Source organism: Parapedobacter sp. (assembly GCF_053550995.1).
Genome location: NZ_JBMQOC010000075.1, coordinates 1 through 17,648, shown reverse-complemented (window position 1 = coordinate 17,648; position 17,648 = coordinate 1). Strand labels below are relative to the sequence as shown.

The following is a 17,648-nucleotide window of genomic DNA, read 5'->3' as shown; positions in this document are numbered from 1 at the left end:
CAACCATCCTCCGCAGTCGGAACGGAAGGATACGTTTCACTTTCATCTCGGCGCTTATCGCTGCCGTGCGTGCTTCAATAACTAAGTCGAGCATAAAATTGTCATTTTGATGCAAAATCCTTCCGCCGGCTCATCGTCTTGATAAACTCGACCTTCCGGAAACGTACCGCGCTCCAATCGTCGTCTATGGCCACTTGCCGTACGGGCTCGAAACCCGATTTCCCCAATGCTTCCCAGCCACGGTCCCTATTTATCTCCGCACGGTATTTCTTAGAAGTCCCTTTCGGGTAGGCAAACCACACCACCGCATCCCCTTTTAATTTATCACAGATCAATGCCGTCGTCTGGTCGATTTCTGCTTTCGTTTTCACGAATGTCAAAACAAATTCGATTTCGTCTATTGCATGGGTGGCATGCCTTACGGCGGTGTCTTGCGCTATCGCCTCCCATTCGCCCTTAAATTCCGCCGGAGCGTTTAAAATGAGGATTTCCCGCTGCTGTTTGAAATTAAGTTTTTTGAAGACCGGTGTCATGTCCCTACATTTTGATTGTCGCAATATACTTTACAGGTGTTCAAGTTAAGCAGGATTGTCTTTGAAACCAAAATTCATTGCAAATTCAATAATCACAGTTGGCGCGGATAAATGGGATTAAAGGTATATTTGGAATATGGATAAGCAAAGGATTCGATTATTGATGGCGATCTCGGGTGCTTTTTTCGCTTGGACGGCTGTTATTTTACAATTTATGCTCATGCTTGGAAACCGAACATTTCCCCTCGCGGAAATGGTTATCCGGTTTTTCAGCTATTATACCATCCTAACCAATTTGTTAGTGGCATGCTGTTTTACGGCACTTGTCTTGGCCTTTGCTTGCAAACCGGTACGGGCTACGCCGAGTTTTTTCACCCATCCAAACGTGCTGGCAGCCACGGTTGTATACATTACCGTAGTAGGTGGCGTGTATAATATTGTATTACGTAGCCTGTGGGATCCGCAAGGCTTGCAGCTTGTGGTCGACGAGTTGCTGCATACGGTTAATCCGTTGTATTACCTTGTATTTTGGATCATCTTCATACCTAAAGCCACGCTTAAATGGATGCATATTTTCCCATGGTTGATCTATCCGCTCGTGTACTTTTTGCTTATACTCGCCCGGGGTGCCATTTCCGGTTTCTATCCGTACCCCTTCATCCATGTAACTGAACTGGGGTGGAAGAGCGTTCTCCTAAATAGTCTCGGCATAACCGCCGCATTTGTCCTGTTGTCATTGGTCATCATAGGCGTCTCTAGGTGGGGGCAATTATATCAAAGAAAATAAGTACCTTAGCCTATCGATAAACAACACGGCATGAAATTCAAGCGATGGGCGGGAACATTATTCGGTATCACCTTGATATCGGTGAATTTCAGTTGCGACCAGCTAACGAAGGCCATCGTTCGAAAACAGATACCGCCAAGTGAACAGATCACCCTGATATCGGACCACTTGACCCTCACCAATATCGAAAATTCCGGCGCTTTCATGAGCATGGGACAAACATGGTGGCAGCCGCTAAAATCAATACTGTTTATCGTGTTGCCGACAGTCGTGCTCTTACTGGGCATATATTACATGATGCGGTTGGGGGGAAGACGGCCATGGCTCACACTGGCATTGGGGTTTGCCATCGGGGGCGGCATGGGCAATATGATCGATAGGTTGCTATACGGCTCCGTTACCGATTTTGTACACATTAAGGTCGGCCCAATCCAAACCGGCATCTTTAATATGGCAGATGTATCCATCATGATTGGTGTTGGGGTCATGTTACTCTTCACCCTGCGGGGCAGGCGCCACGATTTCATGTCGCGATGACCGTTGGCCCCTAGGTTTCCACCTCAATCCATACCGGCGCATGGTCGCTGGTCTTTACCCATCCGCGCACATCGCGATCCACACCCGCCGACCGTAATTTCGGGGCAATCATCGGACTCAAGAGGAAGTGGTCGATCCGCATTCCGGCATCCCGACCGAATGCGTTGCGGAAATAATCCCAATAAGTGTATACGGATTGATCGGGATACACCTGTCGGATAGCGTCCGTCCAGCCCTGTTTTACCAACGCCTCGAACACTGCCCGTGTTTCCGGCCGGAAAAGCGCATCGTTGACCCAACGTTCGGGCCGGTATACATCTGCTTCGGTGGGGATGATGTTGAAATCGCCGGTCAATATCGCGGGTCCGCCCTGGTTGATTAGCATTTGCGCATAACTAAGCAGGCGATCCATCCAGCTAAGTTTATAGTCGAATTTCGGACCCGGCGCAGGGTTTCCGTTGGGAAGGTATAGGCAACCGATTAATATACCATTGATGTTGGCCTCGATGTAACGGCTATGGGCATCGTCAGGGTCGCCGGGCAATATGCGGCATGTTTCTTCGGGTACACCGATCCGGGAGAGGATAGCTACACCGTTCCAACTTTTCTGCCCATGCCAGATGGATTGATAACCCGCTTCAAGCAGGGCTGTTTCCGGGAAATTTTCCTGTATGGCTTTGAGCTCCTGTAGGCACACCACATCCGGTTGCGATTCCTCCAGCCATCGTAACACGACAGGCAGCCGGGCATTGATGCTGTTTACATTGTATGTAGCGATCTTCATACAGCAAACTTAACCAAATTATCGGTGGATTTATCGCGATGGTGAAAAACGCCTCCGCACGTGTGCGTAAAACACACCGCGGGAAGCGTTTGCAAACACATGAAAAAAAGTTATTTCCTAAGACGGGCAGTTAGCGCGGCCAGCATCTCCCGCACCATGTCTTCAAATTGGTGCCGGGGTTTCCACCCCCAGTCACTACGTGCGCAGCGATCATCGATTTCCGCTGGCCAGCTGTCGGCAATGCGCTGCCGGAAATCAGGCCGGCTCTGCCAGCTAAATTCCGGCAAATGCTGCTGTATAGCCGTCGCGAGCTGTTCGGGATTAAAACTGAATGCCGCAAAATTATAGGAAGTACGAACCTTGATCGTATCGGCCGGTGCCTCCATCAATTGGATGGTTCCTGCCACCGCATCGGGCATGTACATCATGGGCAATGTCGTTCCGGCATCCAGAAAGCAAGTGTAATCCTCACCCCGGGCAGCATGGTGGAAAATATCCACCGCATAATCAGTGGTGCCGCCGCCGGGTAATGCCGTGTGGCTAATGAGGCCCGGATATCGGATACTGCGCACATCAACACCATAGATATGGTGGTAATAGTTACACCAATTTTCACCGGCTACCTTGCTGATACCGTATACAGTGCTGGGCTGTGTGACCGTATTTTGCGGACACGCAGTTCGGGGCACATGCGCCCCGAAAACTGCGATACTGCTGGGCCAAAATACACGACATCCGGTTTCGCGGGCAACTTCGAGTACATTCAATAGCCCCTGCATATTGAGATCCCACGCCTGCTGCGGGTATTGCTCGCCACTCGCCGAAAGAAACGCCGCCAAATGGTATATAGTCGTCGCCCCCGTATCGGCAACAAGTGAACGCAAGGCTTCGCGGTCCATCACATCGAGCAATCGGAAATGAAGATCGGTACGAACAGGCTGCCGGATATCTGTGGCAATGATGCGCTCAGCGCCATACCGCAACCGCAGTGCGGAGGTGAGTTCGGTGCCCAATTGGCCATTCGCACCCGTTATGATGATCTGTTGTTTCTGCATACGAAATCTGTTCAAAAAAAGCATGGTGGCCGACGCATCCGGCCACCATGCAGTAACCTAAGTTTAAGTCTTGATCGCGCGACAGACGGTCATTCATGTGTTGTGCCATTTGCATCACCGGTTTGTCCCTCGATATAACACTGCAAAATTCTACCCATTTAAACAAAAATACAAGGGTTCTGTTTTAATTCCGTTAAATTAACGGTCAATTCAGCAAAGTGCCATATTTTTTATATATTTGGGCCGCCCAGTGGATAGTTGGCCGTTAAAGTAATTGGAAACCCGGTTTGATTGATCTCGATCCCATAGATATCGAATTGTTACGCATCCTCCAACGCGATGCGACATTATCCAACAAGCAACTTTCATTGCAGTTGAACAGATCTGTTGCTGCCATCCAAGAGCGACGGCGTAAGTTGCGCGAACAAGGCTATATCAAGCGGGTGGTGGCCATCGTTGACCGGCGGAAGATCGATCGCAGCCTAGTCGCCTTTTCGCATGTGTTATTAACCTCCCATAGCCGGGAGGTGCTCCTGGGCTTTGAACAGGATGTACTGGCATTCGACGAGGTAATGGAATGTATGCAATTGACTGGGGCATATGATTTTATCCTCCGAGTGGCGGTGCGAGACATGGATGCCTATAACCATTTCCTACGCGAGAAGTTGGCCACGCTGCCCAACATCAGCACCGTACAAAGTTTTTTCGTATTGGAAGAAGCCAAGAGCGATACCGCATATCCCTTGCCATAAGGTTGTCACAGCTATTCTTTTTCTTTGTCCTAAATCGTTCTTTTTTGTAAGCATTCTGTCATAAGAATGCCTTTCGATGATATCGGTATGGTTTTTTACTTGCTATTTTCGCTTTTAGTTGTACTTTTGACCAAAATTTAGGAATAGTCAAATGGTAAAAAGACAAAATGAGTGCAGTAGACGATAAGCGGAACCTCATCATCGAAGCGGCTTTGAAGCGTTTTTCGCACTTCGGGATCGCCAAAACATCGATGAGCGAGGTGGCGGACGATCTGAAGCTTTCGAAGGCAAACTTATACTATTATTTTCCAGACAAGTTTTCGCTGATTGAGGCCATTGCGTACCGGATTATTGACGAAAGTGATTCCGTCATCGAAAAGGCGTTCGACGAAGCCGAAGACACGTTGGATCTACTGATCCGGATGTTGGAGATGAAGAAAGCCTATGTGGAAAAATATTATATGCTTATCCTTAATCTCCACGAGATGAACATCCATGAAGAAAAGTGGAAAGAATTGGCTAAACGATTGTTCCGGCGCGAAGTGGAAACCATTTCGCGCATATTTGAACAGGGGATAGCACGTAACGAACTTGTAACATTTGACGTGGCCGCAACGTCTGAACTATATGTTGCGATGATCCGCGGATTGGCCATGTTTTGCGACCATGCCGCGCCGCATGCATTGATCGATCGGGATGAACTCGCCCGTGTATTCGAAAAACAGAAACAAGCCGCCGCTATGGTTATTAACGGCCTCCAGAAAAAACAAGATTAAGAATAACATGAATAAATTAGCAATGAATATACGATTAATTATCGCTACGCTATTCGCCGGTATAATGGGAGCACAGGTCGTGTCTGCCCAGGAGGTGTTAACGCTTAAGGATGCGCTTAATTATGCACTTGCGCATAGTGAATCCGTAAAGAAGGCGCAATTGGACATTGAAGGCGGCAGGCACCAGGTAGCTGAGGTGCGGGCATCGGCACTGCCGCAAATCGAGGCGACCGGCGCACTGAATTACAACCCCGTTATCGGAAAACTGGTCTTTGCCGGGCAATCGGTTACCATTGGCCAACCCTGGGATTCGCGCGTGGGCGCCCAATTAAACCAGCAGGTGTTCAACCAGCAGGTCTTTACCGGATTAAAGGCGGCGAAAACGACAGCCGAGTTTTATGAATTAAGTGCGGAACTCACCGAAGAACAAGTCATTGAACTGGTCGCTAAAAATTATTACCAAGTGTTGGTAAACCGCGAGCAGTTAAATGTGATAGATACCAATCTCAAGAATGTGAGGGTCATCCACGAAATCGTATCTAATCAATACGACAATGGGCTAGCTAAGAAGATCGATGTCGATCGGATAAAGGTAAATATCACCAACCTGGAGAACCAACGTGAAGAACTGGTTAACGGTATCGTCATGTTGGAAAACCAGTTGAAGTACACCATGGGTATGCCCATCGAAACCGCAATTGTATTGCCGGAAACGGAACTTACAGCCGTGCCTACTGCACTCGATTTCGCCAATCAGCCCGATAGGATGGATCACTTGGTGGAACTGAACCTGATGAACAAGCAACTGGAATTGTTAGACCTGCAATACAAAGCCTATAAGGCCGAGTATTATCCGTCCCTGGCGCTGGTGAGCAATTATACCTACACGGCCATGTCCGATAAATTCAATTACCTCTATCGGAGTTCCACGGACCCCATGGCTGCTCGGTTCGGTTCCATGGTCATCGGCCTCAATTTGCGCATCCCTATTTTCAACGGATTTGCCACCCGTGCCCGTATGGGAAAAGCAAAGGTGGAATACCTCAAGGCCGAGCAAGACTTATGGAATACCAAACAATCGCTTAACCTAGCTAACGAAAATGCACGGATACAACTGCGCAATGCATTGAACACTATCCAGTCGCAACAAGAGAACGTGGCGTTGGCCCAAGAGGTATATGCCAGTACCCAGAATAATTACAACAACGGGCTTGCTCCCTTAACCGACCTGCTGGATACCGAAAATGCACTGACACAAGCACAAAACAGTTATACGCAGGCGCTGCTGAATTACAAAATAGCGGAAATCCAGCTGAAGAAAGCAAACGGAGAGATCAAATCACTAATAAACGAATAAACATCATCATCACACGTATATGAAACGGATAATTATTACCATCGTCGTCGTTATTGGCTTACTGAGCCTCATCGGGTGGGTCTTAACGAATAACAAAAAGGAGAACGAAGCCAAAACGGCCGTCGTTGCTGAAACCGGCGGGGCCATCGTGGTTAAGGCGGCAACCGTAAGCCGTCAACCCGTCGTGCTCGACTTTTCAGCCAATGGCAACTTCGCCGCCAACCAGGACTTGACGTTACTGTCCGAAGTCAGTGGCCGTGTTACCCGCATTTTGGTAGATGAAGGTTCGCACGTACGCAAGGGACAAGTATTGGCATCGGTAGACCCCGAAATCGTCAATTTGGACAAGCAGGCTGCCGAAGATGCCCTTCAAAAGTTAAAAACGGACTATGAACGGTACAAGAGCTCTTACGAGACAGGAGGTGTTACGCGGGCCCAACTGGATGAAATTGAATTGCAGCTGAGCAATGCGGAGGTCCGCCTGCAGCAAGCCAATCGCCGGGTAGCAGACGCCACGATCAAATCGCCAATCAACGGGGTGATCAACCGCCGGGATATCGAAGTGGGAGCGTATCTTTCACCGGGTACCGAGCTTTTTGAAATCGTGGATTTATCGCAACTGAAACTACAGGTTACCGCCAACGAAACCCAAGTGGTCAATCTGAAAGTTGGCAGCAAGGTTGCCGTTACCAGTACGGTATTCCCCGCCGAGGAATTCAACGGCACGGTACGCTTCATTGCGGCCAAAGCCGACAATACACTCAATTATCCCGTAGAGATCGTTATCGATAATAACCAGTCGTCCGAGCTCCGTGCGGGCATGTATGGTACGGCCCATTTCAAGTTTCCGCAGTCGGAACCGGCCATCTTGGTACCCCGTAGTGCTTTTGTCGGCGGGGTAAACAGTAACCAGGTTTACGTCTTGGGTACCGACAGTACGGCATTGATACGCAAAGTTATTGCCGGAAGGATTTTCGGCGAGCAAGTTGAAATCGTAAAAGGCCTCGAAGAAGGTGAAACCGTGGTTACAAGTGGTCAGATCAACCTGGTGGATGGCGCCAAAGTTACGGCACGGGTCGACTCAACCCAAGGATAACGATTTCGAAGTCTCATATCTCAAGTTTCATATCTCATATCTTAACTCATGAAGATAGCAGAAATATCGATTAAACGCCCATCCATCGTCATTGTGGTGTTCACCGCATTGACGTTATTGGGCATCATGAGCTATTTCTCGTTGAATTACGAGTTGCTCCCCAAATTTACTCCCAGCGTGGTGTCGATTACCACGATCTACCCAGGGGCGTCGCCCAGTGAGGTGGAAAACACCGTAACCAAGAAAATCGAAGACGCGGTGGCCTCGCTAGAAAATATCAAGAAGCTCGACGCGACATCATTCGAGAGCCTTTCGATGGTGATTATCGAGTTAAATAGTGGCACGGATGTCGATTATGCACTCAACGATGCCCAGCGAAAGGTGAACGCCATCCTGTCTGAATTGCCTGATGACGCCGAAGCGCCCTCGCTGGCCAAGTTTTCGATGGACGATTTGCCCATACTCTCGCTTGCGGCAACCGGCGACATGGATGCGGCGGCATTTTACGACCTTGTCGACAAACGCATACAACCTGTGCTGTCGCGGGTACCCGGGGTTGCGCAAGTAAACCTCATCGGTGGCCAGGAACGCGAAATCCAGGTCAGCATCGACGCATCGAAACTGGAAGGGTATGGACTATCTATCCTGCAAGTACAGCAGGCCATCCTCACCTCCAACCTCGACTTCCCCACGGGGAGCGTCAAAACGGAAAACCAGGATATCCTCGTCCGCTTGGCAGGTAAATACAAATCCGTCGACGAACTGCGTAACCTTGTGGTTGCTACCACGCCGACCGGCGGCCAGGTACGCATCCGCGACGTCGCCGATGTACAGGACACCCAAAAAGATGTCGAAAAAATCGCCCGGGTAAACCAGGAGAGCGCCTTGCTTTTACAGGTATTGAAGCAATCGGATGCCAACGCGGTGGAAGTGAGCCGTGGCACCCAGGAGTCCATTGCCACCTTGATGGAAACTTACAAAGCCGAAGGCCTGAAAATAGACATCGCCAACGATAGTTCGACTTACACGCTCGAATCGGCCAATGCGGTTATATTCGACTTGTTCCTAGCGGTCGTGCTGGTGGCGGTGGTGATGCTTTTCTTCCTGCATAGTATCCGTAATGCAGTGATCGTGATGGTTGCCATCCCGGCATCATTGATCGCTACGTTTATCGGCATCAACCTTTTTGGCTACACCCTCAACCTGATGTCGCTCTTGGGTCTATCGCTGGTAGTCGGTATCCTTGTTGACGACGCCATCGTGGTCATCGAAAACATCTATCGCCACATGGAAATGGGCAAGAATAAGGTGCGTGCTTCTTACGATGCGGCGAAAGAGATCGGTTTTACCGTTATTTCCATTACGCTGGTTATCGTAGTGGTGTTTCTGCCGATTGCCATCAGCACAGGCATGGTGTCCGACATCTTGCGCGAGTTTTGCGTGGTTGTCGTTATCGCCACGTCGCTCAGTTTGCTGGCCTCGTTTACCATCGTACCCCTGCTTACGTCGCGCTTCGGTAAATTGGACCGGGTGTCTGACAAGAATATTTTCGGTCGGTTTGTACTCTGGTTCGAAAACCAGTTGCATCGGTTTACCAATTGGGTCTCCGGTGTGCTGAAATGGTCGCTTAACCATAAATTCATTACGTTGGCCGCCGTAACCGTTATGCTGTTCGCCTCCTTTGGTTTACTGGCCGGCGGCTATATCGGGGGTGAGTTCTTCGCGCAGGGCGACCGCGGCGAGTTCCTGGTGCAAATCGAGATGCCCAAGGACGCTTCCATCGAGCAAACCAACCAGATGACGCAGAAAGCGGAAGAGTTCCTGGCCACCAAGCCCGAAGTGGTTTCCGTGATCACCACGGTGGGGCAGTCGAACGATGGTTTCGTGGGCACCCAGGCCACGGCATATAAGGCAGAGCTTACCGTGAAACTCGTTGGCAGTGAAGAACGTGAGGACCCCAGTAACATCTACGCCGCGAAGTTGAAACGCGAAATGCAAAGCGTGCTGGTAGGGGCCAAGGTGAAGACGGTGCCCATCAGTATCGTTGGTTTTGCCGAACAAGCACCGTTGGAGATGGTGGTTATCGGCTCCGACCTAGATAGTGTGCTCACCTATGCGGAAGGCATTTTGGAGCGTGTACGCAAAATCCCCGGCACCTCGGAGGCCAAGCTATCGGTAGAGAGCGGTACGCCCGAGATTACCGTTGAAGTGAACCGCGATAAGATGGCTGCCCTGGGATTGAACCTCCAAACGGTGGGTGCCACCATGCAGACCGCATTCAGCGGCAACACCGACGGCAAATTCCGCTCTGGCGAATACGAATACGACATCAATATCCGCTTCGACGATTACGACCGTAAGAATGTGGAAGATGTGAGCAACCTGCCGTTCACGAACGATAAGGGGCAATTGGTGCGACTATCGCAATTTGCCAGCATCCATGAAGGGTCGGGTCCGAGCCAGTTGGAGCGGCGCGACAAAAGTACGTCGGTAAAAGTACAATCGCAGGTCGTGGGCCGGCCGGTCAGCGCCATCGCTGCCGATCTGGAAGCCCAACTCGACGAAGTGCGACGTCCTAGTGGGGTAAGCTACGTGTGGAGTGGTGATATGGAGCAGCAATCCGAAGGTTTCGGCACGTTGGGTATCGCGTTGCTCAGTTCCATCTTATTGGTCTACTTCATCATGGTAGCGCTGTATGACAGCTTCGTATATCCTTTCGTGGTGATGTTCTCCATCCCGCTGTCCATTATCGGTGCCTTGTTGGCACTTGCGCTCAGTAACAATACATTGAATATATTCACTATCCTCGGCTTGATTATGTTGATCGGATTGGTGGCCAAGAACGCCATCATCCTCGTAGACTTTACCAACCACCTCAAGGCAGAGGGTAAATCCACGCGCGAGGCGCTGATCTTGGCGAACCAGGCACGGTTGCGCCCCATCCTGATGACTACCATCGCCATGGTATTCGGTATGCTTCCCATCGCGTTGGCTACCGGCCCGAGTGCGGAGTGGAAAAATGGATTGGCATGGGTCATTATCGGTGGCCTCGTCAGTTCCCTGTTCCTCACGCTGATTGTTGTGCCGGTTATCTATCAGATCATGGATAACATCCTGCACCGCTTCGGGCTGGATAAAAAAGGCCAGCCCATTGAGGAACTGATGGTTGAAGAGTACGTGCACAAAGAAGTGAAAGAATACGAAGAAGAAAGGGTATAACGATAACTATCGCGATGCGCTTATTCCACGACGTATAAGGCCAACGTCCCGGGTGCAAACATCCGGGACGTTTCCTTTTAACGGCACTGCCTTGCTTATATTAGTGGGGTTCCCTAAGTTTGTGCACACACACATATTGCACACTGCACAACATGAAGCCATTATTAAAACGTTTTGAAGAAAAGCGGCCTGAAATTGTATTTGAATGGAAAGACCCCGAGACAGAAGCCGAGGGGTGGGTCGTTATCAATTCCCTTCGGGGTGGGGCGGCCGGAGGCGGCACCCGCATGCGCGCCGGGTTGGACCGCAACGAAGTAGAGTCGCTGGCCAAAACCATGGAAGTCAAGTTTACCATATCGGGTCCACCCATCGGCGGCGCCAAGTCGGGCATTAACTTCGATCCCGCCGATCCCCGCAAAGCGGGCGTGCTGCAACGCTGGTACAAAGCGGTGACACCCCTGTTGAAAAATTACTACGGCACCGGTGGCGACCTCAACGTCGACGAGATACACGAAGTCATCCCTATCACAGAGGAGTATGGCCTTTGGCACCCCCAGGAGGGTGTGCTTAGCGGGCATTTCAACGTGCGCGAGAACCAGCGTATCCACCAGATCGGACAATTGCGCTATGGTGTCTCGAAAGTATTGGAGGACTTAGCCTACACGCCCGATTTGCGACGCAAATACAAAGTAGCTGATATGATTACCGGCTTCGGCGTGGCCGAATCGATCCGCCATTACTATGCCCTCTTCGATGGCCAAGTGGCGGGCAAGCGCGCCATCATCCAGGGGTGGGGAAATGTAGCTGCCGCCGCAGGGTATTACCTCGCCCAGATGGGCGTCCGGATTGTGGGCATCATTGATCGGGATGGGGGAGTGGTCAACGATGCCGGGTTCGATATCGAGACCATCCGGCAGCTATACCTCAACCGCAATGGCAATCGACTCATCGTAGACGACATGCTGTCTTTCGAGGCGTTGAACGCCACGATATGGGACCTCCCCACAGACATATTTATCCCCGCCGCAGCATCGCGCCTGGTATCCAAAGAGCACGTGGCGCGATTGGTAGCCAATGGGCTGGAAGTCATTTCGTCGGGGGCGAATGTACCGTTTGCAGACCGCGAGGTTTTCTATGGCCCCGTAATGGAGTATGTAGATGGGCAACTTTCCCTGATTCCCGATTTTATTGCCAACTGTGGCATGGCACGGGTATTTGCCTACCTTATGCAGCGCAACGTGGAGATGAGCGACGACGCTATCTTTTCGGACGTATCCGATGTCATCTACCGGGCGCTGTCGGCTATCCGCGAGCTATCGCCTGCCAAAACGCACATCTCCTCGCGGGCCTACGAAATCGCCCTGCGCGAACTGGTATAATCACTGCGAATTCTGTATCTTTACCCACTTGAAAGGAAAGAATTACGATGAAGCAATACCTCGATTTGATGCGCCATGTGTACGAAAACGGCGTGGAGAAGCACGATCGCACGGGCACCGGTACCCGTAGTGTGTTCGGCCATCAGATGCGTTTCGACCTGAAGGCCGGGTTTCCGTTGGTGACCACCAAAAAGGTACATCTGCGTTCCATTATCCATGAGTTGATCTGGTTTTTGCGGGGCGAGACCAATATCGCATACCTCCGGGAAAACGGCGTGAGTATTTGGGATGAATGGGCCGATGGCGATGGCAATCTCGGTCCCGTATACGGATCTCAGTGGCGGTCGTGGCCTACGCCAGGCGGTGGGCATATCGATCAGATCGAAAAGGTGGTGCAGCAGCTCAAAGCCAACCCCGATTCGCGCCGGATCATTGTGTCGGCATGGAACGTGGCTGAGATCGAAAACATGGCGCTACCGCCTTGCCACGCATTTTTCCAATTCTATGTGGCTCCAGCCGATCCGGAAAAGGGCCTGCTGAAGCCGCAGCTTTCCTGCCAACTCTACCAGCGAAGTGCCGATATTTTCCTCGGCGTGCCCTTCAATATTGCGTCTTATGCACTGCTCACCATGATGATGGCACAGGTATGTGATATGGAAGCAGCCGATTTCGTGCATACATTTGGCGACGCACACCTCTATAGCAATCATTTCGAGCAAGTCGAACTCCAGTTAAGTCGCACACCTCGGGCATTACCGATTATGAGGTTAAATCCGGCGGTGACCGACCTGTTCGCCTTCCGGTATGAAGATTTTGAACTGATGGATTACGATCCTTATCCGCGCATCAAAGCACCGGTTGCGGTATAATCCCCTTAACTATGGAGCAACCCCTCGTATCGGCCATCGTGGCTGCCGCCGAAAACAATGCCATCGGTAAAGACAACCAACTGCTGTGGCACCTGCCCAATGATCTGCGTTTCTTTAAGCGTACCACCACGGGCCACACGGTCATCATGGGCCGCAAAACATACGAGTCGGTGGGCAAGCCGCTCCCCAACCGGCGCAACATCGTTATCACTCGGCAGGAAGGGTATACCGTACAGGGGGCTGAAGTGGCACACTCGCTGGCCGAGGCCCTGGGAAGCTGCGCTGGCGAAGATGAAGTGTTTGTGGTAGGCGGGGCCGAGGTCTATCGGCAGGCACTCCCCATCACGAACCGGGTTTACCTTACGCGCGTGCATGCTACGCTGCCGGGCGACAGCTTTTTCCCTGAGTTGGATAAACAAAGATGGCGGCTGGTTTCCGAAGAGCACCACCTGCCAGACGATCGGCATGCCTATGGTTACACCTTTGAGATTTACGACTCCACGACATGACACGCGTTCCTGACACCGGGAATAGGCGGCCACTCGGTGGCTGGTTCTTTTTTGCGTTCAAGCTGGTCTTATGGACCCTCATCGCTTATTCCTTTGCCGCAAATGCCAACATCTATTTCCAGTACCCCCGTTTATCGGGCGTTGCCTATGGTATCAATACATTCCTTACCGGAAGCATCCTCATTGCCATTGGCCGGTTTACCCTCATTGCCATCTATCGGCGGCGCAACAAGAAGAATAACCGCGTTCGGGGCAATTACATATTGGGCATCAACCAGATAGCCACCTTATTGAATATCGTGTTCGTGATCCTTGGATTGATGATTGCCTTTGGCATCAACCCAAAGGAATTCCTGACGAGCATCACCATCGTCGCCATGGCCATCGCCCTCCTTTTCCGCGACTATATCACCAACATGATCAGCGGGCTGCTGATTATGTTTTCGGATCAGTTCACCATCGGCGATACCGTGCGCATTGGCGAGCACCAGGGAAAAATCATGGACATCACATTGGCCAACATCATGGTGAAGAATGACGATGACGATATTGTCCTTATTCCGAACAATACCGCGTTTACAACCAATATCATTAACCAGTCGTTGCAGAATTCAAGAAAGCTGACCATCGAGTTTGAACTGCCCCTGGACAGTTCCCGACGGCCCCGCGTGCTGGAAGGCGATCTACGTGATACCCTGAAAAATTACGGTACCGATATCGTGCCTGATAGTTTCCAGTTTCGGGTAGTGGGTGTAGGCAAAGATTCCGTCCAATATAAATTGCAATTTTCGACCACCAAGAAGGATACCCGTCTGCGCAGGCAACTGCGCAATGACCTCTACCAGCGGATCATCGCATTTGAGGCGACCCTTTAGACCTTCCTTACTTTTACGCTTTTCACGAAGTGGTGGCTGCCCTTTTCGAGGATCAGGTCGGCCCGGAACCGGGTAGGCAGAATATTTTTCAGCAGGTTCGGCTTGTTGATTTCATTCCATATGCTCGCCGCAGTCTCTGCGCTTTGGCCGCTGTCGAGGTCGGCGTACCGATGGAAATAGGAATCGGCACGCTGAAAGGCGGTTTTCCGCAGCCATTCAAACCGTTGCGTGTACCATTCCTGTAGGTTTTCCGGCGAAGCATCCACATAAATCGAATAATCGAAGAAGTCCGATACGAACACACGGGGGCCACGGTGCTTCCCCTTTACATTTACCTGAAGCACATTGATGCCTTCCACGATGAGTATGTCGGGTTGTGACACCCATTGCAATTGATCGGGTACGATATCATACACCAAATGGGAGTAGACCGGTGCCGAAACCTGCTCTTTGCCCGATTTGATATCCGATAGGAATCCCAGGAGCCGCCTGGTATCATAGCTTTCGGGAAAGCCCTTGCGGTTCAGTATGCCCTTAGCCTCCAGGTGGCTGTTCGGATACAGGAAACCATCGGTGGTAATCAGTTCCACCTTCGGGTTGCCCGGTGCCAGCGACAATACCTTCTGCAGAACGCGCGCAGTGGTACTTTTTCCAGCCGCCACGCTTCCGGCTATGCCGATGACGAAAGGTAGGTGCTTGGTGTGGTTATCGAAAAACGAGTTGGTGTAGCCGTGTAACTGCCGGAAGCTATCGATATGGAGTCGCAAAAGGTGGCTCAGCGGGAAATAGACTTCCTCGATTTCCTGCATCGTCAGCGGCTCATTCAGCGCATTGAGCTTGCGGATATCTTCATCGGCCAGCACATAGTTGGGATGGCCGTTGAGTGTCTTCCACGTATCGCGGGTTACATGGCGAAAGGGCGAGTATGTGATGCCGTTATCCGTTTTGACCATTCCGGTAGGGTTGGTGAAGCCGCAAAATTAATCAAAAAGTGTATTAGTCGGGCACATCATCCTGCAATTATGGTGTTAGCACGCGGTCTAGCCGAGGCCCTTCAGTATCAATTCGCCCGTGGCAGGGTTGGTGGCCAAAGGTACATCATACACATCGCAAACGCGCATCAACATCTGGATATCGGGTTCGTGGGGGTGTTTACCGAGTGGATCTCGGAAGAAGATAATGGCGTCTATTTTGCCCTCTGCGGCCATCGCGGCGATTTGTGCGTCGCCCCCTTTCGGGCCGCTCAACTTCAACTCCACTTCCAGTCCCGTTTGCCGGATATAGGACCCCGTGGTACCCGTGGCAACGAGGTTCGCCTTATCCAATACGGCGAAGTGATCTTTTACGAATGCCACCATTTCCGGCTTTTTGCCGTCGTGCGCGATCAGTGCAATTGTTTGTTGTTGCATCAGTTGATTTTAGAGTTATGATTTTCAATTAAGTCGATAAAAACCGCCAGGGGCTTTTGGGCTGTGAGTCGTCCTTTTCACTCACTAAGCGGGTTACGATCTGGTTGATCAATTCATCATTTTCGCTTACCATGCGGTCGCCGAGCGAAATCAACTTCTGGATATTGCTTGGGCTAGCCGCATCGAGCTCTTCCTGGATGCTATGCAGGTTTTTCGGTTCAACGCGGATGTAATGTTTTTCCTTGCCCACCGAGCGGTACAGCTGTTGCAGGAAAAAATCGCTACTCTCGGCAGCGCCGCTCATCATGATATCTATTAATGCCGGGCCGATGGATATGGCGCGGCTTTTCTTGAAATGTTCATAGTCGTATGCCTTGCGCGAGCGCCCGGTTCCCAGCGACAGTATCCATATATCGTTTATTTTGGTCTGGTTAAATGCCCTTGTTACTTCCACCAGCGCGCTCATGGATGGGTTGGGGGCAAAAACGCCGCCATCCAGCAGCGGATAGCGCGTACCGCTCATTGACCGTATTTCGGCTACGCTGAAATAGGTGGGGGCGGCAGAAGTGGCCCGGCATACATCACGCAGGTAGAAGTCGCGGGGGTCGCCGCGGGTAATTGCTGTTTGCTGCCTGAAAAAATGTGTTTTCCGCAGTTCAATGTTGTACGCCGTGACGATGCAGGGCTTCAATAACTCGCTCAATTTGCGTTCGCCGAAGTACGATTCGAGTACATGCTCCAACGTTGTGCTGGGGTAACGTTCGCTGAGCAGGCCAAATTTGGCGATCAACCGGCGGAAAAAGCCGGCTTTGAAGATGTCGCTGCCATGGTTCACATAAATATCCAATGCCTCCTGTGCCGAATATTTCGGGCGCAGCGGATTCTCATCGTCAGGGCATAACAGCAGGCACGTCAATATACCTCCGGTACTGGTTCCGGCAAAGAAATCAAAATGATCTACAATAGCGGCTGTGGGATCATTGCTGACCCGCTGTAACCGTCGCTCCAATGCTACCAACAGCATACCGGGTATGATACCACGGATACCGCCGCCATCAATCGAAAGGATTTTCTTCATCTCTTGTGCTTTGCCGGTAAACTTAGATAAAGTTGTTTCCAAATACAAGCTATAATTGCACGGAAAGAAAAAGTATCTGTGCATTCCCCGGGGTTTATCCGTAGTACCTATTGTAATAACCAATTTCGAGTCATACTTGGATTTATTTCAACTATTTAAATGGTAAAATGGATAATTAATCATAAATTCATGATATTTTTAATACAAAACGTAGTTTTTTGTTAATATATATCAAATATATAATGATTGAACTGATATTTTTCCCATATAAATTTATATTCACTGAAAATATTAATATTTTAATATAATTATTTCAATATTTATATTGATTTTATGAAATATTTATACACATTTGCAATAAATATTGATATTGTTGTGTATTTATAATGAATTTAACATCAAAAAACAGAGTTATGGAGACAAAAAAATCTATTTTACCATTTTTAATGCTGGTGATTGTAGCCGTTCTAGCGTTTTTATTTCCGGCATTGCCTGCCGAGACGGCGGGCGAGATCGACGGTGCGGATGTTGCGTGGATGCTTACCTCCACCGCGCTGGTATTGATCATGACCCCCGGTCTTGCCTTCTTCTATGGCGGCATGGTCAAGAAAAAGAATGTGATATCTACCATGT

General features: G+C 50.4%; 17 protein-coding genes and 1 pseudogene. 12 read left to right on the top strand and 6 right to left on the bottom strand.

Features of this window, described 5'->3' with window-relative positions; all coding sequences use genetic code 11:
- Positions 1-101: 101 nt before the first annotated feature.
- The gene (locus tag ACO1NT_RS10925) at positions 102-533 is read right to left on the bottom strand and encodes a hypothetical protein (protein ID WP_449048661.1); all 432 of its coding nucleotides are present in this window, start codon (positions 531-533) and stop codon (positions 102-104) included.
- A gap of 220 nt (positions 534-753) precedes the next feature.
- Here ACO1NT_RS10925 and ACO1NT_RS10920 point away from each other — a divergent pair, with 220 nt between their 5' ends.
- The gene (locus ACO1NT_RS10920; protein WP_449048660.1) at positions 754-1,320 is read left to right on the top strand and encodes a Pr6Pr family membrane protein; all 567 of its coding nucleotides are present in this window, start codon (positions 754-756) and stop codon (positions 1,318-1,320) included.
- 30 nt (positions 1,321-1,350) lie between these two features.
- Positions 1,351-1,857, top strand: a complete 507-nt coding sequence (gene lspA, locus ACO1NT_RS10915) for a signal peptidase II (protein WP_449048659.1) — start codon at positions 1,351-1,353, stop codon at positions 1,855-1,857.
- 10 nt (positions 1,858-1,867) lie between these two features.
- Here lspA and xth read toward each other — a convergent pair whose 3' ends face one another.
- Both xth and ACO1NT_RS10905 read right to left on the bottom strand, forming a co-directional pair.
- Positions 1,868-2,641: an exodeoxyribonuclease III gene (gene xth / locus ACO1NT_RS10910; RefSeq protein WP_449048658.1), complete on the bottom strand. Its 774-nt coding sequence runs from the start codon at positions 2,639-2,641 to the stop codon at positions 1,868-1,870.
- 110 nt (positions 2,642-2,751) lie between these two features.
- A complete protein-coding gene (locus ACO1NT_RS10905; protein WP_449048657.1) occupies positions 2,752-3,696 on the bottom strand; it encodes an NAD-dependent epimerase/dehydratase family protein in 945 nt (314 codons plus the stop codon).
- A 287-nt stretch (positions 3,697-3,983) separates the two neighbouring features.
- Here ACO1NT_RS10905 and ACO1NT_RS10900 point away from each other — a divergent pair, with 287 nt between their 5' ends.
- From ACO1NT_RS10900 to ACO1NT_RS10860, 9 genes are all read left to right on the top strand, one after another.
- A complete protein-coding gene (locus ACO1NT_RS10900; protein WP_449048656.1) occupies positions 3,984-4,448 on the top strand; it encodes an Lrp/AsnC family transcriptional regulator in 465 nt (154 codons plus the stop codon).
- A gap of 167 nt (positions 4,449-4,615) precedes the next feature.
- The gene (locus ACO1NT_RS10895; protein WP_449048655.1) at positions 4,616-5,224 is read left to right on the top strand and encodes a TetR/AcrR family transcriptional regulator; all 609 of its coding nucleotides are present in this window, start codon (positions 4,616-4,618) and stop codon (positions 5,222-5,224) included.
- Positions 5,225-5,231: 7 nt separating this feature from the next.
- Positions 5,232-6,581, top strand: a complete 1,350-nt coding sequence (locus ACO1NT_RS10890) for a TolC family protein (protein WP_449048654.1) — start codon at positions 5,232-5,234, stop codon at positions 6,579-6,581.
- Positions 6,582-6,600: 19 nt separating this feature from the next.
- Positions 6,601-7,677: an efflux RND transporter periplasmic adaptor subunit gene (locus ACO1NT_RS10885; protein WP_449048653.1), complete on the top strand. Its 1,077-nt coding sequence runs from the start codon at positions 6,601-6,603 to the stop codon at positions 7,675-7,677.
- A 48-nt stretch (positions 7,678-7,725) separates the two neighbouring features.
- Positions 7,726-10,896 (top strand): efflux RND transporter permease subunit, encoded by a 3,171-nt coding sequence (locus ACO1NT_RS10880; protein ID WP_449048652.1) that lies wholly within the window; start codon positions 7,726-7,728, stop codon positions 10,894-10,896.
- A 152-nt stretch (positions 10,897-11,048) separates the two neighbouring features.
- A complete protein-coding gene (locus tag ACO1NT_RS10875; RefSeq protein ID WP_449048651.1) occupies positions 11,049-12,275 on the top strand; it encodes a Glu/Leu/Phe/Val dehydrogenase dimerization domain-containing protein in 1,227 nt (408 codons plus the stop codon).
- A 47-nt stretch (positions 12,276-12,322) separates the two neighbouring features.
- Complete coding sequence (locus ACO1NT_RS10870; protein ID WP_449048650.1) at positions 12,323-13,144, top strand: thymidylate synthase; 822 nt, start codon at positions 12,323-12,325, stop codon at positions 13,142-13,144.
- Between the two features lie 11 nt (positions 13,145-13,155).
- Positions 13,156-13,653: a dihydrofolate reductase gene (locus ACO1NT_RS10865; RefSeq protein WP_449048649.1), complete on the top strand. Its 498-nt coding sequence runs from the start codon at positions 13,156-13,158 to the stop codon at positions 13,651-13,653.
- Positions 13,650-14,528 carry a mechanosensitive ion channel family protein gene (locus tag ACO1NT_RS10860; RefSeq protein ID WP_449048648.1) on the top strand — a complete coding sequence of 293 codons (879 nt, stop codon included), beginning with the start codon at positions 13,650-13,652 and terminating at the stop codon, positions 14,526-14,528. The genes ACO1NT_RS10865 and ACO1NT_RS10860 overlap by 4 nt, the downstream gene beginning before the upstream one ends.
- Here ACO1NT_RS10860 and coaA read toward each other — a convergent pair.
- From coaA to ACO1NT_RS10845, 3 genes are all read right to left on the bottom strand, one after another.
- Entirely contained in the window at positions 14,525-15,481 is a 957-nt protein-coding gene (gene coaA, locus ACO1NT_RS10855; RefSeq protein WP_449048647.1) for a type I pantothenate kinase, read from the bottom strand. The two genes, ACO1NT_RS10860 and coaA, sit on opposite strands and share 4 nt — an antisense overlap.
- An 87-nt stretch (positions 15,482-15,568) precedes the next feature.
- Positions 15,569-15,937, bottom strand: coding sequence for a methylglyoxal synthase (locus ACO1NT_RS10850; RefSeq protein ID WP_449048646.1), 369 nt, complete (start codon positions 15,935-15,937; stop codon positions 15,569-15,571).
- Positions 15,938-15,965: 28 nt separating this feature from the next.
- On the bottom strand, positions 15,966-17,015 hold the full coding sequence (locus tag ACO1NT_RS10845) for a patatin-like phospholipase family protein (RefSeq protein ID WP_449048645.1): 1,050 nt from the start codon (positions 17,013-17,015) through the stop codon (positions 15,966-15,968).
- A gap of 413 nt (positions 17,016-17,428) precedes the next feature.
- Here ACO1NT_RS10845 and ACO1NT_RS10840 point away from each other — a divergent pair.
- Positions 17,429-17,648: pseudogene (locus ACO1NT_RS10840) on the top strand (ammonia channel protein); the annotation flags it as partial.

Bases quoted from the DNA above. Each gene is read 5' to 3' on its own strand.
- ACO1NT_RS10925 (WP_449048661.1), bottom strand. From the start codon at position 533: ATGACACCGGTCTTCAAAAAACTTAATTTCAAACAGCAGCGGGAAATC.
- ACO1NT_RS10920 (WP_449048660.1), top strand. From the start codon at position 754: ATGCTTGGAAACCGAACATTTCCCCTCGCGGAAATGGTTATCCGGTTT.
- lspA (WP_449048659.1), top strand. From the start codon at position 1,351: ATGAAATTCAAGCGATGGGCGGGAACATTATTCGGTATCACCTTGATA.
- xth (WP_449048658.1), bottom strand. From the start codon at position 2,641: ATGAAGATCGCTACATACAATGTAAACAGCATCAATGCCCGGCTGCCT.
- ACO1NT_RS10905 (WP_449048657.1), bottom strand. From the start codon at position 3,696: ATGCAGAAACAACAGATCATCATAACGGGTGCGAATGGCCAATTGGGC.
- ACO1NT_RS10895 (WP_449048655.1), top strand. From the start codon at position 4,616: ATGAGTGCAGTAGACGATAAGCGGAACCTCATCATCGAAGCGGCTTTG.
- ACO1NT_RS10890 (WP_449048654.1), top strand. From the start codon at position 5,232: ATGAATAAATTAGCAATGAATATACGATTAATTATCGCTACGCTATTC.
- ACO1NT_RS10885 (WP_449048653.1), top strand. From the start codon at position 6,601: ATGAAACGGATAATTATTACCATCGTCGTCGTTATTGGCTTACTGAGC.
- ACO1NT_RS10880 (WP_449048652.1), top strand. From the start codon at position 7,726: ATGAAGATAGCAGAAATATCGATTAAACGCCCATCCATCGTCATTGTG.
- ACO1NT_RS10875 (WP_449048651.1), top strand. From the start codon at position 11,049: ATGAAGCCATTATTAAAACGTTTTGAAGAAAAGCGGCCTGAAATTGTA.
- ACO1NT_RS10870 (WP_449048650.1), top strand. From the start codon at position 12,323: ATGAAGCAATACCTCGATTTGATGCGCCATGTGTACGAAAACGGCGTG.
- ACO1NT_RS10865 (WP_449048649.1), top strand. From the start codon at position 13,156: ATGGAGCAACCCCTCGTATCGGCCATCGTGGCTGCCGCCGAAAACAAT.
- ACO1NT_RS10860 (WP_449048648.1), top strand. From the start codon at position 13,650: ATGACACGCGTTCCTGACACCGGGAATAGGCGGCCACTCGGTGGCTGG.
- coaA (WP_449048647.1), bottom strand. From the start codon at position 15,481: ATGGTCAAAACGGATAACGGCATCACATACTCGCCCTTTCGCCATGTA.
- ACO1NT_RS10850 (WP_449048646.1), bottom strand. From the start codon at position 15,937: ATGCAACAACAAACAATTGCACTGATCGCGCACGACGGCAAAAAGCCG.
- ACO1NT_RS10845 (WP_449048645.1), bottom strand. From the start codon at position 17,015: ATGAAGAAAATCCTTTCGATTGATGGCGGCGGTATCCGTGGTATCATA.